Source organism: Bacteroides sp. AF39-16AC, from assembly GCF_003602735.1.
GTDB lineage: Bacteria > Bacteroidota > Bacteroidia > Bacteroidales > Bacteroidaceae > Bacteroides > Bacteroides uniformis.
This window is the reverse complement of sequence record NZ_QTLN01000022.1, coordinates 1-16,507: the sequence shown is the minus strand read 5'-3', so window position 1 is coordinate 16,507 and position 16,507 is coordinate 1. Positions and strand designations below refer to the sequence as shown.

The following is a 16,507-nucleotide window of genomic DNA, read 5'->3' as shown; positions in this document are numbered from 1 at the left end:
GTGTAATTATGTATAGAATGATATTGAATGAGACCTCTTATTTCGGTGCCGGCTGTCGCGAAACGATTGCCGTGGAGGCTGCCCGCAGAGGTTTCAAAAAGGCTTTCTTTGTAACGGACAGAGATTTGATCCGTTTCAAGGTGGCTGATAAAGTGATTGAAGTTTTCGAGAAGAACAGCATACTTTATGAGCTCTTCAGTGATGTGAAGGCCAATCCTACCATTACCAATGTACAGAATGGTGTGGCTGCTTTCAAGGCATCCGGTGCCGATTTTATCGTGGCTTTGGGTGGCGGCTCTTCCATTGATACGGCAAAAGGTATTGGTATTGTTGTGAATAATCCGGATTTTGCAGATGTGAAGTCTCTGGAAGGTGTGGCGGATACTCGTCAAAAGGCTGTCCCTACTTTTGCTTTACCTACTACGGCGGGAACTGCTGCTGAGGTGACCATCAATTATGTTATCATTGACGAAGAGGTCAAAAAAAAGATGGTTTGTGTAGACCCTAATGATATTCCGGCAGTAGCTATTGTTGACCCGGAGCTGATGTATTCCATGCCGAAAGGATTGACTGCTGCAACCGGTATGGATGCACTGACTCATGCCATAGAAAGCTATATAACGCCGGGTGCATGGGCTATGTCGGATATGTTCGAACTGAAAGCCATTGAAATGATTGCTGTCCATTTGAAAGCTGCCGTAGACAATGGCAGCGATCCGGTTGCCCGCGAGGCCATGTCTCAAGCGCAATACATTGCCGGTATGGGGTTCAGCAATGTCGGTCTGGGCATCGTTCATTCCATGGCCCATCCTTTGGGTGCCCATTATGACACTCCGCATGGGGTGGCCAACGCATTGCTTCTTCCTTACGTAATGGAGTATAATGCAGCGTCCCCGGCTGCTCCTAAATATGTCCATATTGCGAAGGCGATGGGAGTCAATACGGAAGGTATGAGCGTGGAAGAAGGTATATGTGCTGCTATTGATGCTGTCCGGAAATTGTCTTTAAGTATTGGCATTCCACAGCGGTTGCGTGAAATCAATGTTAGGGAAGAGGATTTGCATCAATTGGCTATCGATGCTTTCAATGATGTCTGCACCGGTGGCAATCCGAGACCTACATCTGTGGAAGATATAGAAGCTCTGTATCATAAAGCTTTTTAAGGCAAGCGCTATTTTAGGTTACATGTCTATTCCCGTCCGTGATGAATAATATTCGCTGCGGACGGGATTTTTCATAAATAATCTCTATTTTTGTTCCGGAGCTATTATGGAAGGCACGTGTTATGACTAAAAATTATAATGATTTAGGAGTAGAGTTTAAGTACCTTATTGTAAATGACATGGACCAGAAATATGGTCTTTGGGTAAATACTGTGGGCTTTCAGTCTATCCAGCCTAATTCTCCTTATCCGTTGAAGGATCATCCTACCGGTTATTTTTTCAATGCGCAGAAAGGACGGATTCTGCGCGAGTACCAGTTGGTCTATATTACTAAAGGGAGGGGGGTGTTCTCTTCGGAGACCACGCCAGAGAAGCAAGTGTGCAAAGGACGACTGATGGTGCTGTTTCCTGGTCAGTGGCATACATATTATCCTTATGTGCAGACGGGTTGGAATGAATATTATATTGGTTTCGAGGGAGCTGTGATTGATGATATGGTGAAAGGTGGTTTTCTATCGAAAGAGAATCAAGTGTTGGAGGTGGGGTTGAATGAAGAGCTCGTTTCACTTTTCTCTCGCGCTTTGGAAATTGCGGAAGCTGATAAGATTTCTTCCCAGCAATATCTTGCCGGTATTGTGCTACATATGATAGGGATGATATTGTCCATCTCTAAAAACAAGATTTTCGAAGTGGGTGATGTCGATCAGAAAATAGAGCAGGCTAAAATCATCATGAACGAGAATGTATTCAAGGATGTTGACCCGGAAGAACTGGCAATGAAGTTGAATATCAGTTATTCTTGGTTTCGCAAAGTATTTAAGGATTATACCGGCTATGCTCCTGCAAAATATTTCCAAGAGCTAAAGTTGCGTAAGGCTAAGCAATTGCTGGTGGGTACTTCTTTATCGGTGAAAGAAATCTCTTTTATGCTCGACTATAAGTCTACCGAGCATTTCTTCTCCTCGTTTAAGAAACGTACGGGGTTCACTCCATTGGAGTATCGCTCTTATGGTCGGGAAACCGGAGGAGAGGAGGTATAAAACAAAAAAAGACTTAACTTCTAAAAGTTAAGTCTTTTCTGTCGGAATGAGGCGACTCGAACGCCCGACCCCTACGTCCCGAACGTAGTGCGCTACCAACTGCGCTACATTCCGATTGCTTTTGAAAAGTGGTGCCACCAGGAATCGAACCGGGGACACAAGGATTTTCAGTCCTTTGCTCTACCAACTGAGCTATGGCACCTTTTTCGTTTGCGGGTGCAAAGATAAAGAGTTTTTTTTATACCGCAAGGCTTTTTGAGGAAAAATATCTAAAAAAGGTGCCTCTTGCTCTATGGAGCGAGGCACCTTACTTCTAAAAATCATTTGCTATCGAAGACATCAGTCGATATTCGGATTGATGCTGTGCCAGTCTTTGATGGCAGGCAGTACACCCATTTCTATCACCTCGTCACGAAGTGTGCAGAGATGGGCATAGCTTTCTTTCAGTTTGGCTTCTTCTTCGGGCGTGCCGTTCAGTTCCTTATAGTGTACACCGTCTTTGGTAATTTCAGTTTCCATTGCCATCATGATGTGGTCGAAGCCGTGGCTGTGTACATATGTACCGGCAGGCCAGCGGAACGGTTTGCCACCCATCGCTGCAGCTATCATTTCGATAGAGACGTATGCCGGACTCTGGAAGGAAGAACGTCCACGGAGGGCGATGATGTTGGCACCGCCTTTGGTTACCTTAGTCTGGATTTCGACCCACTGTTCTTTAGTCAGGGCAGGGGTACCGATGATATCAAGTAACGGTTTACCGTCCACCTTGGCGGTAGAGGCATATACAGCCATCTGTTCACCATGACCGCCGTAGGTACGGCAATTTTCGATTTTGTCGGGGGCGATGCCGAAGTGCTTGGAAAGTTCACTGCGCAGGCGGGTGCTGTCGAGGGCAGCCAGTGTGGTCACTTGTGAAGGTTTCAGGCCGGAATACAATAGGGTAATCAGACCGGTGATGTCGGCAGGGTTGAAAATGACAACCACGTGCTTCACATCCGGACAGTAGGCTTTTACATTCTTGCCGAATTCTTCGGCAATAGCGGCATTGCCTTTCAAAAGGTCTTCGCGGGTCATGCCGGCCTTGCGGGCGGCACCGCCTGATGATACCACATACTTGGCGCCGGTCAGCGCTTCTTTGATATCGGAGGTAAATGTGATGTTCATTCCTTCGAATCCGCAGTGGAACAGCTCTTCGGCCACACCTTCCAGTCCGGGAGCATAAGGGTCGTACAGACATAGGTTGGGAGTGAGATGCATCATGATTGCAGTCTGTGCCATGTTTGAACCGATCATGCCGGCTGCGCCGACGATTGTCAATTTGTCATTTGTCAGAAATTCCATAATCTTTTTTATTTAAAGGTGAGTAATATCTTTTCTTGCTGATTGTCACGATACAAAGATAACCCTTTTTGAAGAGAGTTGTTCATAGAAAAAAGTTATCTTTTAGAGCAAAAAGTTATTTCTTCTTTCCGAACTGCTGTATTGTACCTAAATTACTTATCTTTGTTGGGAAAATGAAGATAAGTAAGAAACTATGAGCATTGAGTTAGGAAAGTACAATACGCTGGAAGTGGTGAAGGAGGTAGCCTTCGGCATGTATCTGGACGGTGGCGAAGAAGGTGAAATTCTGCTTCCGTCGCGTTATGTCCCCCAAGACTGTAAGGTGGGAGACAAACTGAACGTTTTTATATATCTTGATAACGAAGAACGTCTGGTAGCCACTACTCTGACACCGTTAGTGCAGGTCGGGCAGTTTGCCTGCTTGGAGGTGGCGTGGATAAACCAGTATGGTGCTTTCCTTAACTGGGGATTGATGAAGGATCTTTTCGTCCCCTTCCGCGAACAGAAAATGAAGATGCAGGTGGGAAAGAAGTATGTGGTTCATGCCCATTTGGATGATGAAAGCTATCGTATCGTGGCATCGGCCAAGGTAGACCGTTATCTTTCCAAAGAGAAGGCCGCCTATGAGTCGGGGCAGGAGGTGGATATCCTGATTTGGCAGAAGACGGATTTGGGATTCAAGGCGATCATCAACGATGAATATAGCGGCTTGCTATATGAGAGCGAGATATTTCAGCCACTGCACACGGGCATGAGGATGAAAGCCTATGTGAAGCAGGTACGTGAAGACGGCAAGATAGACCTGCTGCTTCAAAAACCGGGGCAGGCTAAAGTAGAAGATTTCTCAGCTACGCTGCTGGACTATATCCGTGAACAGGGCGGACGGATAGCTTTGAATGACAAGAGTCCGGCAGAAGAAATCTATGCAACTTTCGGTGTCAGCAAGAAAACCTTCAAAAAGGCTGTGGGAGATTTGTATAAAAAACATCTGGTTGTATTGGAGGAAGATGGAATCAGGATTAGGAATTAGTCCCAGTCATTAGGAATTTCCCTACTTGTAAATAGAGACAATCATTAGGGAGGGGAATTTCCTCTCCCTATTTTTGTCGTACAATAAAAAAAGAAAAGTCATGATACGTCATTTGATATTAAGTGTTTGTCTAGTTCTGGTAGCGTTTCCCGCAATAAAAGCGGCGCCCATAGACGGAATCCGTATAGAAAGTCCATACCGTAGAGTGGTGGTACTGGTCGACGGACAGCAGGTTTGCCTGCCTACTTTCAGTTGTTTTGTAGCCAATCTGCGTGGTAGTTGTCGGGTAGAGGTTTATGAAGCGCCATCCCGTGGGGAGAATTCCCGAAGAGGAAAACTTCTATATGATGAACGTGTGCATTGCTCCATCAATGAAGTGGAAGATATTTTCATTCCAGAGGACAAAAGACCTGGTGGAAACTGGGGTACTTCTAATCATCACAAGCCTGGCAGACCCGGTGACAGACCGTTAGGAGGCGAGCAGCATGAACCGGTGATGTCACCATCTGCCTTCGAACAGTTTATGGGGCTGATGGAAAAACAGAGTTTCGATTCAGACCGTAAGGAAGTGCTCGACCATGCCTTGCTGACCTCTTGGTTCACTACTGACCAGTGTATTCGTCTGATGGATTTTTATCGTTTCGACAGTGAAAAGAAACAGTTGATGAAGAAGATTTATCCTAAAATAGCCGATAAACCGAATTTCTATTATGCGATAGACAAGCTGACCTTCTCGTCGGACAAGAACGAGATAAATGCCTTCATCAAACAATATCATGAGAAGAATAACTAAAAAAAGGAGGGGTTATGAAACGGATTATATTTATATTTTTTGCCGCTATGATGAGTACAGCTGTTTGTAGTGCGGCAATGAGCAACAGCAAAGTGCGTAAAGAGACCCGCTTTCTTACGGACAAGATGGCCTATGAATTGAACCTGAGTACAGAACAGTATAATGACGTGTACGAAATAAACTATGATTTCATTTCCGGTATACGCTATCTGATGGATGACGTTCTTCGGGGGGAGGAATGGGCATTAAATCGCTATTACGATTATCTGGATGTGCGCAATGACGACCTTCGATGGGTGCTGAATAACCGGCAGTACGGCCGTTTCATGCAGGCCGCCTATTTTTACCGTCCGGTTTATGTAAGTGGTGGTCGTTGGTCTTTTAGGGTTTACATCACTTACACCAACCATAATCATTTCTATTTCCCGCGGCCGTATCATTACCGTACATATTGCGGTGGGCATTATCGTACGCACTATCACAACAGCTATTATCGCGGTCGTTACCATCATCCGCACTATACCGGTTCGTGGAGTATTCGGAATGATAAGTCGTACCACACCAGCCGCCGTTCAGATTTCGGTTCGGTGAACATCCGCCCTAATTCGCATAAGCGTCCGGCAGGCAGGGATGATGTATATACCACGCGACGTAGCAACGGTAGTAATAATCGCATTAGCACAGGTACACGTAACAGCAGTACGCGACGTAGTAGTGTGGATAGTGGCAGAAAGTCGAGTAAAGAGAAAATAGAAACCACAAGAACTAAAAATAATGATAAGAGCCCCAGCCGTAGCAGGGTAAAGACGGCAAGCAAGGAAAGAAGAAATGCTTCCGGCGTACGGAGTTCCGAAAGCCGTCGCAGCAGCTCTTCAAGCACTACCCGCAGTTCTACCGGCAGTAGCTCTTCCCGCTCTTCGGAAAGGAGATAGAAGAACAAAAAACTCCCCTCTTGTCAGCCTGGAGGCAGGGAGAGGGGAGAATCAAACACAACAACTAAAATTATACTTCTTTTTTTATTCAATCGGTTCTCCCTTATAGAAATCCAGAATCTTGGTACGGAACAGATAGTCATACTTGGCTTGCAATTCGTCTGATTGGGATTTCATAAGGTTCTGTTTTGCTTCATTGTATTCTACGGCATTTGCTTTTCCGTTCTCATACTTTTCGCTCATCAGCTTGAAAGACTCTTCGCTGGCAACGGTGGCTGTATGGCTACTGGTATATTTGCTTTCGGCAGCAGCGGCGTTGTACCATGCTTGTTGGATTTCCTTATAAAGTGTCTTCTTGGCATTATCCAATTGCAAGGCATAGTTTTCACGTTGCAGGCGTGCCGTGCGTACCCGGTTACGGGTAGAGAGACGGTTGAAAATAGGTACGCTGAGGTTGAATCCTACATATTTGTTGAAGTTATCGTTCATCTGCTGGCTGAAAGTACGGTCGATGGTAGAATAGTAATTCGTACCGAGACTACCGTTCAGGCTCAGTTGCGGGTAGTAGTTGCTCTGGGCAATACGGATATTGTGTTTACTGCCTTCCAAGCGGAACTGTGCAGCTTGTATGGAAGCCTTACTCACCATGGCTGTTTGGAATATCTCATCCGGAGGAGTGAGAGGGACTAAATCCAGATTGACTGCCGGAGATTCCAGATTGAACCCTTCCGGTGTTTCCAGTTCGATAAGCTGGCTAAGGTCGAGCAGGGCCAACTTATAGTTGTTGTTTGTCTGCACTACATTCATCTCGTCTTGTGCCACACGTGCTTTGGCTTCTGCCAGTTCTGCCGGAGAGGCTTTTCCCAAGTCGGCAAGCCGGCTGATGCGGACATATTGCTCTTTGCTCAATTGCACTTGTCCCAACGCCACCTGGTGGAGCTCTTCATTGAACAGCACCTGAAGGTAGGCCGAAGCTATATTGATGGCAATGTCTTCCTTGGCTTTGTCTAGGTCGGCAATGGCAGCTTTGAGGTTTAGTTTGGCCAATGCATACTGGTGGGGAATTTCCAGACCGGTAAAGATAGGTATGCTGGTATTGACAGACATATTAGTGCCGTGGCTGCTGGTGTTGACGTATACAGTGGAATAGTCTCCCGTATCCTCATTTTTGATGGCTGTTTGCGTACGTCCCCAGTTCCAGCTCTGGCCGGCACTGGCATTCAGGTTCGGCAGTCGTGCCCATTTGGCTGTATTTACTTCGACAGCACTCTGTTCGGCAGCGTTGGCTGTCTGGCGGATACTGATGTTATGCTCGATGGCATAGTCTATGCATTGGCGTAAAGACCATCGTTCCTGCGCCTGCACTGAGATACTGCCGAATATTGCGAGGTATAAGAATATCTTTTTATTCATATCGTATATCTTTTTAAGCTATTCCGTTTGTTAATCCTTTTTCTCTGCACCGCGAATCTTATCCTGGGCACTGATACCGCTTTTGATGGCAATCTTTATGCCGTCACTCATGCCGACCTGGATGGGGCGGCGTTCGAACTTCTGTACCGGTACGCTGTCCGTCATTACGTATACAAAGGTGCTGTCACCATTGAATTCAACGGTACTTTCCGGTACGGCAAGCGTTTTCTGGGCACGGTCCAATACGATTTCTGCGTTGGCAGAATAGCCGGAACGTATCTGTACGCTGTCCGGTGCGGCAATGGCAGCTTTGATTTCAAACTGGTTGGCACCGTTTTCTTCCACACCCTTCGGAGATATGTATTCCAGTGTGGCATCGAACGAAAGATTCTGCAGGGCGCCGATTGTCAGTTTCACCGGCATGCCTTCGTGCACACGGCCCACTTCCGTTTCGTCAATGTTGCCGCGGAAAATCAAATCGTTCATGTTGGCAACGGTAGCGATGGTGGTTCCGTCATTGAAAGTGTTACTCATGATAACCGAGTTACCGACTTTGATGGGTACATCCAGAATCAGACCGGTAATGGTGGAACGGATCAGGGTACTACTGAAAGAGGCGCTGTTCTTGGTGATGCCTTCCTTTACAATTTCCAGATTATCTTTTGCTGTCTGCAGTTCCTCGCGTGCCTGCTTCACGCTTACTTCCCCTTTTTCGTACTCTTCAGCGCTGATAAGCTTGTCGTTGTACAGTTTCTGGGTACGGGCGAAATCCGTTTCGGCTTGGGCAGCGTTGATTTCCGCCAATCGTACGCGGCTTTCGGCAGAGTTCAATTGTCCCAGTTCGGGTATCACCTTTACTTTGGCAAGCACTTCCCCTTGCTTCACACTTTGTCCTGCTTCCTTGTATACTTCGGCAATGATACCGGAAATCTGCGGCTTGATAAGGACTTCATCTCTCGGTTCCACTTTGCCGGTGGCTACGGTAGTCTTTTCAAGGTCTGTCACTTCCGGAACTATCGTTTCGTATACTGTTACTTTAGGTTGGGACTTCTGGTACAGAAAAACGAATGTCCAAATGAATAAGGCAGCAATTACTACCAATAATGCGATTTTCAGAAACTTCTTTGTTTTCATCTTATATTTACGATTTAATTATTTACGATTGATATAGCCATTATTTCATGGCTTACGGTTAGTGGTCTCTCTATAAGTTTATTCATCCCTGATGGCTTCAATTGGCTTGATTGCCATGGCGCGATAGGCAGGTGCCAGTCCGGCAAGCACTCCTAATGCGATGAGGAGGATGCAGGTTCCGATAGCCAGTCCGAATGAAACCTGGTAGTGGGTTTTGATAACTCCAGGGTCATTGGCGGCCTTTTCAAGTATTTGCAGTACAAATACGGCAAAAGAAATACCTGCCATACCCGCTATAGTGGTCAGCACCATGCTTTCCGAAAGAATTTGTTGCAGAATGTCTTTAGGACGGGCACCTATGGCACGGCGTATGCCTATTTCCGTTGTGCGCTCCTTGACGGTTACCATCATGATATTCGATACGCCGATAGCTCCGGCAAACAGCGTCCCCAAACCTACCATCCAGATTAGAAAGCGCACTCCAATCATCAGGTTGTCCATCATGGAGAACATAGCTTCCGCATTCAGAAGCATGACGGCTTGTTTGTCATCGGGAGCAATGTAGTGCGCCGCTTTTACAAGACGTTCCACTTCGGGCTGCACGTCTTTCACTTTTACTCCCGGTTTCATGATGAAACATACTACATGCAGTTTCTTTCCGAGGTTGTAGGTCTGTTGCATGGTGGAAAAAGGCAATGTAATGGCTTCAGAGGCCTGCCCTTGTATATTGACATTGCCTTCGGATGAACACATTCCGATAACCCGGTAATAGATACCATTTACCCGGACATATTTGCCGCAGGGGTCTTCACCGGGTTTGAAGAGGCTTTCATAAACACGTTTGCCGATTACACACACTTTACGCGACTCTTTAATGTCGACATCATTGATGAAACGTCCATAGGTCATCTCTTGATGTTCTATCTGTTCATATTCGGGATACAAGCCTTTCACACTACAGTCGTACTTGTTGTCTCCGTAGACAGCCACTTGTCCCCATAAGGCAATGGAAGGCGTGGCAAGCGCCACACCGTCCACATTGCGTACACGGTCCACATCTTCCATCTCCAAATCCCACCATCGTCCTTTGCGAAAACCTTTATAAGCCTCGCTTGTCTTTTGTGCAGCGATAAAGCCCGAGTTGGTTGCAAATCCTTCGAACTGGGATTTTAGTTCTTCCTGCATGCCCTGGCCGCCACCGATAAGCGCCACCAGCATAAAGATACCCCAGAATACGCCGAACGCCGTAAGCAGGCTTCTCGTTTTGTTCCTTGTTATTGTGATGAGGATTTCCTCACACGTATCTATGTCTATTCTCATAATCTTTAATCTGCTCTAAGTGCTTCAATAGGACTGATACTTACCGCTTTCTTAGCCGGGAAGAACCCAGCCAACGTACCCGCTATGATAAGGGTCAGGGTAGCTTGGATAGCAATACTGAGGTCTACGGTGGGATCGGAGAACATGGTCTGCTGGAACATGCCGGCATCCATCGTCTGGCTACCGAAAGCAGAGTTCATCCATTCCGTCACCCCGATGCCTGCCACCATACCGATATAACCGAATAGCGTAGTGATAGTCACGCTTTCCACAATAATCAGCCAAAGGATGGAGAAAGGTTTTGCTCCCAATGCCTTACGGATACCAAATTCCCGGGTACGTTCTTTCACGGTAATCAGCATTATGTTCGACACGCCGACAATCCCACTCAACAGTGTGAAGATACCGATAACCCAGATTGCAGTCCGGAGGATACCCATTGCATTCTGTGTCTGCAGATAGTTGGTGAAACGATTCCATATCCATATGGCGCTCTCATCTGTGGGGTCAAAGCGGTGATTGGTGGCAATAGCCTTGCGGTATTCTTTTTCAAAGGCTTCGTTACTTTCTATGCTGTGCAGGTTCTTGGTTGTAAAGATGATGTTATTCAGCTTGTCTCCTTTATTATAGATGGTCTGCAAGGTGGAGAAGGGGATATACGCTTCGTTTGCCTCGCGGTCTCCCTGGTCATTGTAGAGGCCTACTACTTGATAGGCCACTCCACTGGCATTGACAAATTGTCCGATGGGTTCAGTATGCGTTTTTCCGAAAAGGATATCTGCAGATTTCTTATGGAGGATGATGACTTTACGTCGGTCTTTCAGGTCGTTGTAGTTGATGAAACGTCCGTCCGCTGTTTTCACGGTTTCCACTTCGGTGTAGTTGGGATATACGCCCAGCAGAGAGATATTGATATATTCTTGTCCGAAGCTGACGTTTACATTACTTTGACGCACGGTGGCACCGGCACTGATGACATTTTCGGTGAATTGCTTCTCCGTGTCATCCATGTCCCGGTTGTCCAGTTGGACGCGGCGTCCTTCTTTCAGACCGTCGTATGACTTGGTGGTCCAGCCGGGGAAGATGCGGATAGAGTTCAAGGCACGCTCCGACGCATTTTGCTCGAAGGCATGTATGATACCGTTTCCGGCTCCGAGCAGCACGATGAGCATGAAGATTCCCCATGCCACGGCAAAGCCCGTCAGGAATGTACGCAGTTTGTTGCGTTTGATGGTTCCGTATATTTCTTGCCAAAGGTCTATCATTGATAATTAAAAATTAAGAATTAAAAATTAAAGGGGGAGGGGGCTCTTCCTTTATTATTTCATGAATCCGTCTTTTCCGAACGGGCTTGCATCGTGGTTCAGATTCGTCTCGATGCTACCTATGATACCGTCTTTGATATGGATAATCTTGTCCGTCTGGTTGGCAACACCGCTTTCGTGGGTCACGACTACGATGGTCATGCCCGTATCGTGCAGTTCCTTTAGAATCTGCATCACCTCTACGGAAGTCTTGCTGTCGAGCGCGCCGGTAGGTTCATCGGCAAGGATAATCTGCGGTTGGGTAATGAGGGCACGGGCGATGGCTACACGTTGTTTCTGTCCACCGGACATCTCATTTGGCATGTGGTGTGCCCACTCTTTCAGCCCCAGGCGGTCCAGATATTCCAGTGCCAGCGCATTACGTTTGCGGCGGCTCACTCCTTGATAAAAGAGAGGAAGCGCCACATTCTCCACTGCATTCTTGAAGGAAATGAGATTGAAGGACTGGAAGATGAAACCAATCATACGGTTGCGGTACTCGGCTGCCTTCGTTTCGCTGAGGTTCTTGATGAGGGTACCGTTCAGATAATATTCCCCCGTGTCGTAACTATCCAGAATACCCAGTATATTGAGTAAAGTGGACTTTCCCGAACCCGATGAGCCCATGATGGAAACAAATTCGCCTTTCTGAATGTTGAGGTTGATACCTTTGAGCACATGCAGCGGTGCTCCGTTGTTGTAGGTCTTGTTAATGTCTTTTAGTTGTATCACTGTTTTCCCTGTTTATTGCTTTACTCTTATTAATTTTCACTATTAGACGCAGCAATGCTACGAAAAGTTGCAAAAGTTGCAAACTTTTTTAAAAAAAGATTTTGCAGTGTCGTTTTTCTTTGTGATTTTTGTAACCATGAATGTGATTAACTAACCCTTTAAACAAAAGTAATATCATGAATTCAAACATGGAAAAGCCCTATGTAGTGGGCATTGACATAGGCGGAACAAACACCGTCTTTGGTATTGTAGACGCACGCGGAACTATTATTGCAAGCAGTTCCATCAAAACCGGAGCTTATGAGGACGTCAATGATTACGTAGACGAAGTTTGCAAGAATCTGTTGCCGCTCATTATTGCCAACGGTGGCGTAGACAAGATAAAAGGTATCGGTATCGGTGCTCCTAACGGAAACTATTACAGCGGTACTATTGAGTTTGCCCCGAACCTTCCCTGGAAGGGTGTAATTCCTTTGGCTGCCATGTTTGAAGAGCGCTTGGGTATCCCTACCGCTTTGACAAACGACGCCAATGCTGCCGGTATCGGTGAAATGACTTACGGTGCGGCTCGTGGTATGAAAGACTTTATCATGATAACTCTTGGCACCGGTGTAGGTAGCGGTATCGTTATTAACGGTCAGATGGTGTATGGCCATGACGGTTTTGCCGGAGAGTTGGGACATACTATTATCCGTCGTGAAAACGGACGTCTCTGCGGATGCGGACGTCACGGCTGTCTGGAAACTTATTGTTCGGCTACGGGTGTGGCGCGTTCTGCACGTGAGTTCTTGACCAAGAGTACCGAACCGAGTTTGTTGCGCGACATTCCGGCAGAAAACATTACTTCCAAGGATGTGTATGATGCAGCGGTGAAGGGTGACAAGATTGCTCAAGACATCTTTGAGTTTACCGGAACCATCTTGGGTGAGGCTTTGGCTGACTTCATCGCTTTCTCCAGTCCGGAAGCTATCGTGTTGTTCGGTGGTCTGGCAAAAGCGGGAGACTATATCTTCAAGCCTATCCAGAAAGCTATTGACGACAATGTATTGAATATCTATAAAGGTAAGACCAAGTTGCTGGCTTCCGAGTTGAAGGACTCTGATGCTGCAGTGCTGGGTGCCAGTGCGTTGGGCTGGGAGCTGAGAGATATCAAGTAATCAATATTAGGGAAACTGATAAAGGAGGGGATATGTCAAAACTCCCCTTCTATCGAAGTCACCCTCGCTACACCTATCTGTGGCGAGGGTGATTTTTAGTTTATGAGAGTTTCGACACACCTTTTTTTCTTTGGTGGCACATATTCCTCAGCAATAAAGTTATGTCACAAGTTGCTTCCACACTTCCACCCATTCTCTGTATCCCTTTATTCATCGGGGTTGCGGATGCTGTGGAAGCAACTTGAAAAGGTGGAAGCAACTTTTGCTTCCACCTTAAATTTACGCCAAATAATCTATTAATATCTTGTAGTACAATAAATTAATAGGATATGGAGCAATTTGCCAATATCGTGTAAACAAGCTATTGGTTTCCTGCAAACACGGTATTAACTTCGTAAAAGCCCGTGCGATAATAGGTGGAAGTCAGGCTTTTGGTATGGATAAGATAGGTATTCAGTATAGGCAAGCTATGCATATGAGAGCTGTTTAACGGCCGTGAGGCGTTCGCCTAACGGCCATAAAGCACCTTGTTGACGGTCGTTAGCAGAGCGCCTCACGGCCGTTGGGCGCTGATAAACTAACATATCAGCAAGAAGGAAGGCTTATGTGAAAGGAAAGGAGCGCAGGCTTACAATGTTTTGAATGAGGGAGTAGCAGTAGAGTATCGCATGGTGTGTATGCCTATTGTGTATATCACTAAAAAAGGGAAACCGACATTGTCAGTTTCCCTTTTTTATTTCGAAATAGGAGTCTGGAATTAACCGTTAACTCTTTTTTCTTTGATTCTTGCTTTCTTACCGGTAAGAGCTCGCAGGTAGTACAGTTTAGCGCGACGAACTTTACCCACTTTGTTCACTTCGATGCTGTCGATAGCCGGTGATTCAATCGGGAAAATACGTTCTACGCCTATGGTTCCTGACATCTTACGTACTGTAAAACGCTTCTTGTCTCCATGTCCGGCAATCTTGATAACAACACCACGGTACAGCTGTACACGTTCCTTGTTACCCTCGACAATACGATATGCTACTGTTACAGTGTCACCTGCCTTGAAGCTCGGGTGCTGTTTTCCGGTAGCAAATGCTTCTTCTGCAATTTTAATTAAATCCATTGTTTTTATTATTAAATTGTTTCATCGTTACAACGCAACATACCAGGCTTCTCTCTTGGTGTCCTGACAGCGATTGCGCGAAAGCGGTGCAAAGGAACGAATTATTTGCCAGATACACAAGTGCTTCAAGCTTTTTTTCGCCAGTTGGGATGATTTTTGAGCGTTTCATTCTGCTAAACGCAAGTCTAAATAATCGGTTAATTGTGTGGCTCAGTCGCAAAAGAAAAGTATATTTGTAGCAATTTAAAACTAAATGAATATGAAGAAACAAACTTTCAGTCTCCTTGCGGGGGCAGTGTTGGCGGTTGCGCTTCTATTGGTTTCCTGCCATTCTTCCTACGAAGTGACCAAGGTAGAGGGAGGCAGAATTCCCATGAACTCTGTTTGGGATGCCGAGCCGGATGCCGAAGCTGTGGCTTTGCTGGCGCCTTACAAGGCCCGGATGGACAGCGTTATGTATCATGTGGTGGGAACCGCAGAAATGTCGATGGACAGATTCCGGCCCGAAAGCCTTTTATCCAATCTGATTGCAGATGTACTGCGTGAGGCTGCGGTGGAAGTGCTGGGCAAACCGGCCGATATGGGGCTAATCAATATCGGTGGAATCCGGAACTCCCTGACGGAAGGAGACATCACTACCGAAAACATCTATGAGATATTGCCTTTTGAGAATTCGCTCTGTGTGCTGACGATGAAAGGCTCTGCCATGAAGCACTTGTTTGAAAACATTGCGGTGAGACTTGGTGAAGGGGTGAGTGGTATACAGTTGGAAATCAGCAAGGATGGCAAGCTGCTCCAGGCTTCCATTGCCGGCAAGCCGGTGGAGGATGACCGTGACTATACGGTTGCCACGATTGATTATCTGGCTGATGGAAACGATGGAATGACGGCTTTCCTGCAGGCGGATAAAAGGGAGTGCCCGGATGGGGCTACACTGCGCGGTCTGTTCATGAAGTATGTGGAGAAGCAGACGGCAGCCGGCAAGAAGGTGACTTCGCGCATGGAGGGAAGAGTGGTCGTTAAAGAGTAAGCATTAAAAAAACAGAAGTTCTATGAAACATATGTATTCCTTGGCAGCCCTGCTGCTTTTCATGCTCCCCGCATCGGCACAGCAAGAGGGGCGTGTCATTACTGAAGAACCCCTTTGCCTGGTGTCCGCCGATTCTGTATCGTCCGGCCAATCCGGAAAACAACTGTTTATCCTGCACACCAGCGATACGCACAGCCGTATAGAACCCATCAGCGCCGAGGCTGCCGACGAGTATGCCGGGATGGGCGGTGTGGTGCGCCGTGCCGGTTTTGTAAAGCAGTTTCGCGGCAAGCATCCGGATATGTTGCTGCTGGATTGCGGAGACATCTCGCAAGGCACCCCTTATTATAACTTTTTCAAAGGCGAGCTGGAGGTCAAGATGATGAACCTCATGGGCTATGATGCCATGACGATAGGTAATCATGAATTTGATTTCGGACTTGAGAATATGGCGGAATTGTTCCGTATGGCGGATTTTCCCGTGGTCTGTTCCAATTATGACGTGACGGGTACGGTACTCGAAGGACTGGTGAAGCCTTATATCACCTTGGTGCGCGAAGGGGTGAAAATCGGTATCTTCGGCCTGGCCCCCAAGATGGAAGGGCTGGTGCAGGCGGATAAATGCGTAGGCATTGTCTACAACGACCCGATAAAGGTGGCCCAGGAAATGACAGACCTTCTCAGGGAGAAGGAGAATTGCGAGGTTGTGATTTGCATGTCTCATTTGGGTATCCGCAGTGCAAATCCCGAAGGCGCTTCCGACGAGAACCTGGTAGGCAAGACGCGTGGCATTGATGTCATTTTGGGAGGACATTCGCATACTTTTATGGAAAAGCCTGCCGTTTATCTGAATGCGGACGGCAAGAGCGTTCCCGTGCTGCACACCGGAAAGAGTGGCATCTACGTAGGAGAAATGGTACTTACTTTAACTGAAAAATAGCATGATGAAAAGACGAGGGCACTGAAAAAGCCCTCCCTTCCTTTTTAAGAGAAAATATCTGCACATG

General features: G+C 46.7%; 15 protein-coding genes and 2 tRNA genes. 8 read left to right on the top strand and 9 right to left on the bottom strand.

Annotation, left to right across the window (positions count from 1 at the left end):
• Positions 1-8 precede the first annotated feature (8 nt).
• Entirely contained in the window at positions 9-1,163 is a 1,155-nt protein-coding gene (gene fucO / locus DW039_RS16000; RefSeq protein ID WP_057281353.1) for a lactaldehyde reductase, read from the top strand.
• A gap of 122 nt (positions 1,164-1,285) precedes the next feature.
• Entirely contained in the window at positions 1,286-2,203 is a 918-nt protein-coding gene (locus tag DW039_RS15995) for an AraC family transcriptional regulator (RefSeq protein WP_005834782.1), read from the top strand.
• 41 nt (positions 2,204-2,244) lie between these two features.
• Here DW039_RS15995 and DW039_RS15990 read toward each other — a convergent pair.
• The 3 genes from DW039_RS15990 to DW039_RS15980 form a co-directional block, all read right to left on the bottom strand.
• A tRNA-Pro gene (locus DW039_RS15990) sits at positions 2,245-2,317 on the bottom strand.
• A gap of 15 nt (positions 2,318-2,332) precedes the next feature.
• Positions 2,333-2,405 (bottom strand) — tRNA-Phe (locus DW039_RS15985).
• 137 nt (positions 2,406-2,542) lie between these two features.
• Positions 2,543-3,544, bottom strand: a complete 1,002-nt coding sequence (locus DW039_RS15980; RefSeq protein ID WP_005825092.1) for a malate dehydrogenase — start codon at positions 3,542-3,544, stop codon at positions 2,543-2,545.
• A 193-nt stretch (positions 3,545-3,737) separates the two neighbouring features.
• Here DW039_RS15980 and DW039_RS15975 point away from each other — a divergent pair, with 193 nt between their 5' ends.
• The 3 genes from DW039_RS15975 (at position 3,738) to DW039_RS15965 (ending at position 6,299) form a co-directional block, all read left to right on the top strand.
• A complete protein-coding gene (locus DW039_RS15975; RefSeq protein ID WP_005834783.1) occupies positions 3,738-4,574 on the top strand; it encodes a S1 RNA-binding domain-containing protein in 837 nt (278 codons plus the stop codon).
• Between the two features lie 100 nt (positions 4,575-4,674).
• Complete coding sequence (locus DW039_RS15970; RefSeq protein ID WP_005825088.1) at positions 4,675-5,367, top strand: DUF4476 domain-containing protein; 693 nt, start codon at positions 4,675-4,677, stop codon at positions 5,365-5,367.
• A 14-nt stretch (positions 5,368-5,381) separates the two neighbouring features.
• Entirely contained in the window at positions 5,382-6,299 is a 918-nt protein-coding gene (locus DW039_RS15965) for a hypothetical protein (protein ID WP_009037786.1), read from the top strand.
• Between the two features lie 84 nt (positions 6,300-6,383).
• Here DW039_RS15965 and DW039_RS15960 read toward each other — a convergent pair whose 3' ends face one another.
• The 5 genes from DW039_RS15960 to DW039_RS15940 form a co-directional block, all read right to left on the bottom strand.
• A complete protein-coding gene (locus DW039_RS15960) occupies positions 6,384-7,712 on the bottom strand; it encodes a TolC family protein (protein ID WP_005825078.1) in 1,329 nt (442 codons plus the stop codon).
• 30 nt (positions 7,713-7,742) lie between these two features.
• The gene (locus DW039_RS15955; protein ID WP_025833228.1) at positions 7,743-8,846 is read right to left on the bottom strand and encodes an efflux RND transporter periplasmic adaptor subunit; all 1,104 of its coding nucleotides are present in this window, start codon (positions 8,844-8,846) and stop codon (positions 7,743-7,745) included.
• 78 nt (positions 8,847-8,924) lie between these two features.
• Positions 8,925-10,166, bottom strand: a complete 1,242-nt coding sequence (locus DW039_RS15950) for an ABC transporter permease (RefSeq protein ID WP_005825074.1) — start codon at positions 10,164-10,166, stop codon at positions 8,925-8,927.
• 5 nt (positions 10,167-10,171) lie between these two features.
• Entirely contained in the window at positions 10,172-11,431 is a 1,260-nt protein-coding gene (locus DW039_RS15945) for an ABC transporter permease (RefSeq protein ID WP_005825072.1), read from the bottom strand.
• Between the two features lie 54 nt (positions 11,432-11,485).
• Positions 11,486-12,202, bottom strand: a complete 717-nt coding sequence (locus tag DW039_RS15940; protein ID WP_120382135.1) for an ABC transporter ATP-binding protein — start codon at positions 12,200-12,202, stop codon at positions 11,486-11,488.
• Between the two features lie 176 nt (positions 12,203-12,378).
• On the opposite strand from DW039_RS15940, the gene DW039_RS15935 reads away from it, so the two are divergent.
• A complete protein-coding gene (locus tag DW039_RS15935) occupies positions 12,379-13,359 on the top strand; it encodes an ROK family protein (protein WP_005825067.1) in 981 nt (326 codons plus the stop codon).
• Between the two features lie 757 nt (positions 13,360-14,116).
• On the opposite strand, the gene rplS is transcribed toward DW039_RS15935, so the two are convergent.
• On the bottom strand, positions 14,117-14,470 hold the full coding sequence (gene rplS / locus DW039_RS15925; protein ID WP_004292313.1) for a 50S ribosomal protein L19: 354 nt from the start codon (positions 14,468-14,470) through the stop codon (positions 14,117-14,119).
• Positions 14,471-14,729: 259 nt separating this feature from the next.
• On the opposite strand from rplS, the gene DW039_RS15920 reads away from it, so the two are divergent.
• Both DW039_RS15920 and DW039_RS15915 read left to right on the top strand, forming a co-directional pair.
• A complete protein-coding gene (locus DW039_RS15920) occupies positions 14,730-15,500 on the top strand; it encodes a 5'-nucleotidase C-terminal domain-containing protein (protein ID WP_016273980.1) in 771 nt (256 codons plus the stop codon).
• A gap of 22 nt (positions 15,501-15,522) precedes the next feature.
• Complete coding sequence (locus DW039_RS15915; RefSeq protein ID WP_009037789.1) at positions 15,523-16,440, top strand: bifunctional UDP-sugar hydrolase/5'-nucleotidase; 918 nt, start codon at positions 15,523-15,525, stop codon at positions 16,438-16,440.
• The last annotated feature ends 67 nt before the right edge of the window (positions 16,441-16,507 follow it).

What these genes read in the sequence shown, in the direction of transcription:
- DW039_RS15955 (WP_025833228.1), bottom strand. Translation starts at nt 8,846, where the DNA reads ATGAAAACAAAGAAGTTTCTGAAAATCGCATTATTGGTAGTAATTGCT.
- fucO (WP_057281353.1), top strand. Translation starts at nt 9, where the DNA reads ATGTATAGAATGATATTGAATGAGACCTCTTATTTCGGTGCCGGCTGT.
- DW039_RS15915 (WP_009037789.1), top strand. Translation starts at nt 15,523, where the DNA reads ATGAAACATATGTATTCCTTGGCAGCCCTGCTGCTTTTCATGCTCCCC.
- DW039_RS15950 (WP_005825074.1), bottom strand. Translation starts at nt 10,166, where the DNA reads ATGAGAATAGACATAGATACGTGTGAGGAAATCCTCATCACAATAACA.
- DW039_RS15965 (WP_009037786.1), top strand. Translation starts at nt 5,382, where the DNA reads ATGAAACGGATTATATTTATATTTTTTGCCGCTATGATGAGTACAGCT.
- DW039_RS15975 (WP_005834783.1), top strand. Translation starts at nt 3,738, where the DNA reads ATGAGCATTGAGTTAGGAAAGTACAATACGCTGGAAGTGGTGAAGGAG.
- DW039_RS15970 (WP_005825088.1), top strand. Translation starts at nt 4,675, where the DNA reads ATGATACGTCATTTGATATTAAGTGTTTGTCTAGTTCTGGTAGCGTTT.
- DW039_RS15935 (WP_005825067.1), top strand. Translation starts at nt 12,379, where the DNA reads ATGAATTCAAACATGGAAAAGCCCTATGTAGTGGGCATTGACATAGGC.
- DW039_RS15995 (WP_005834782.1), top strand. Translation starts at nt 1,286, where the DNA reads ATGACTAAAAATTATAATGATTTAGGAGTAGAGTTTAAGTACCTTATT.
- DW039_RS15945 (WP_005825072.1), bottom strand. Translation starts at nt 11,431, where the DNA reads ATGATAGACCTTTGGCAAGAAATATACGGAACCATCAAACGCAACAAA.
- DW039_RS15960 (WP_005825078.1), bottom strand. Translation starts at nt 7,712, where the DNA reads ATGAATAAAAAGATATTCTTATACCTCGCAATATTCGGCAGTATCTCA.
- rplS (WP_004292313.1), bottom strand. Translation starts at nt 14,470, where the DNA reads ATGGATTTAATTAAAATTGCAGAAGAAGCATTTGCTACCGGAAAACAG.
- DW039_RS15920 (WP_016273980.1), top strand. Translation starts at nt 14,730, where the DNA reads ATGAAGAAACAAACTTTCAGTCTCCTTGCGGGGGCAGTGTTGGCGGTT.
- DW039_RS15980 (WP_005825092.1), bottom strand. Translation starts at nt 3,544, where the DNA reads ATGGAATTTCTGACAAATGACAAATTGACAATCGTCGGCGCAGCCGGC.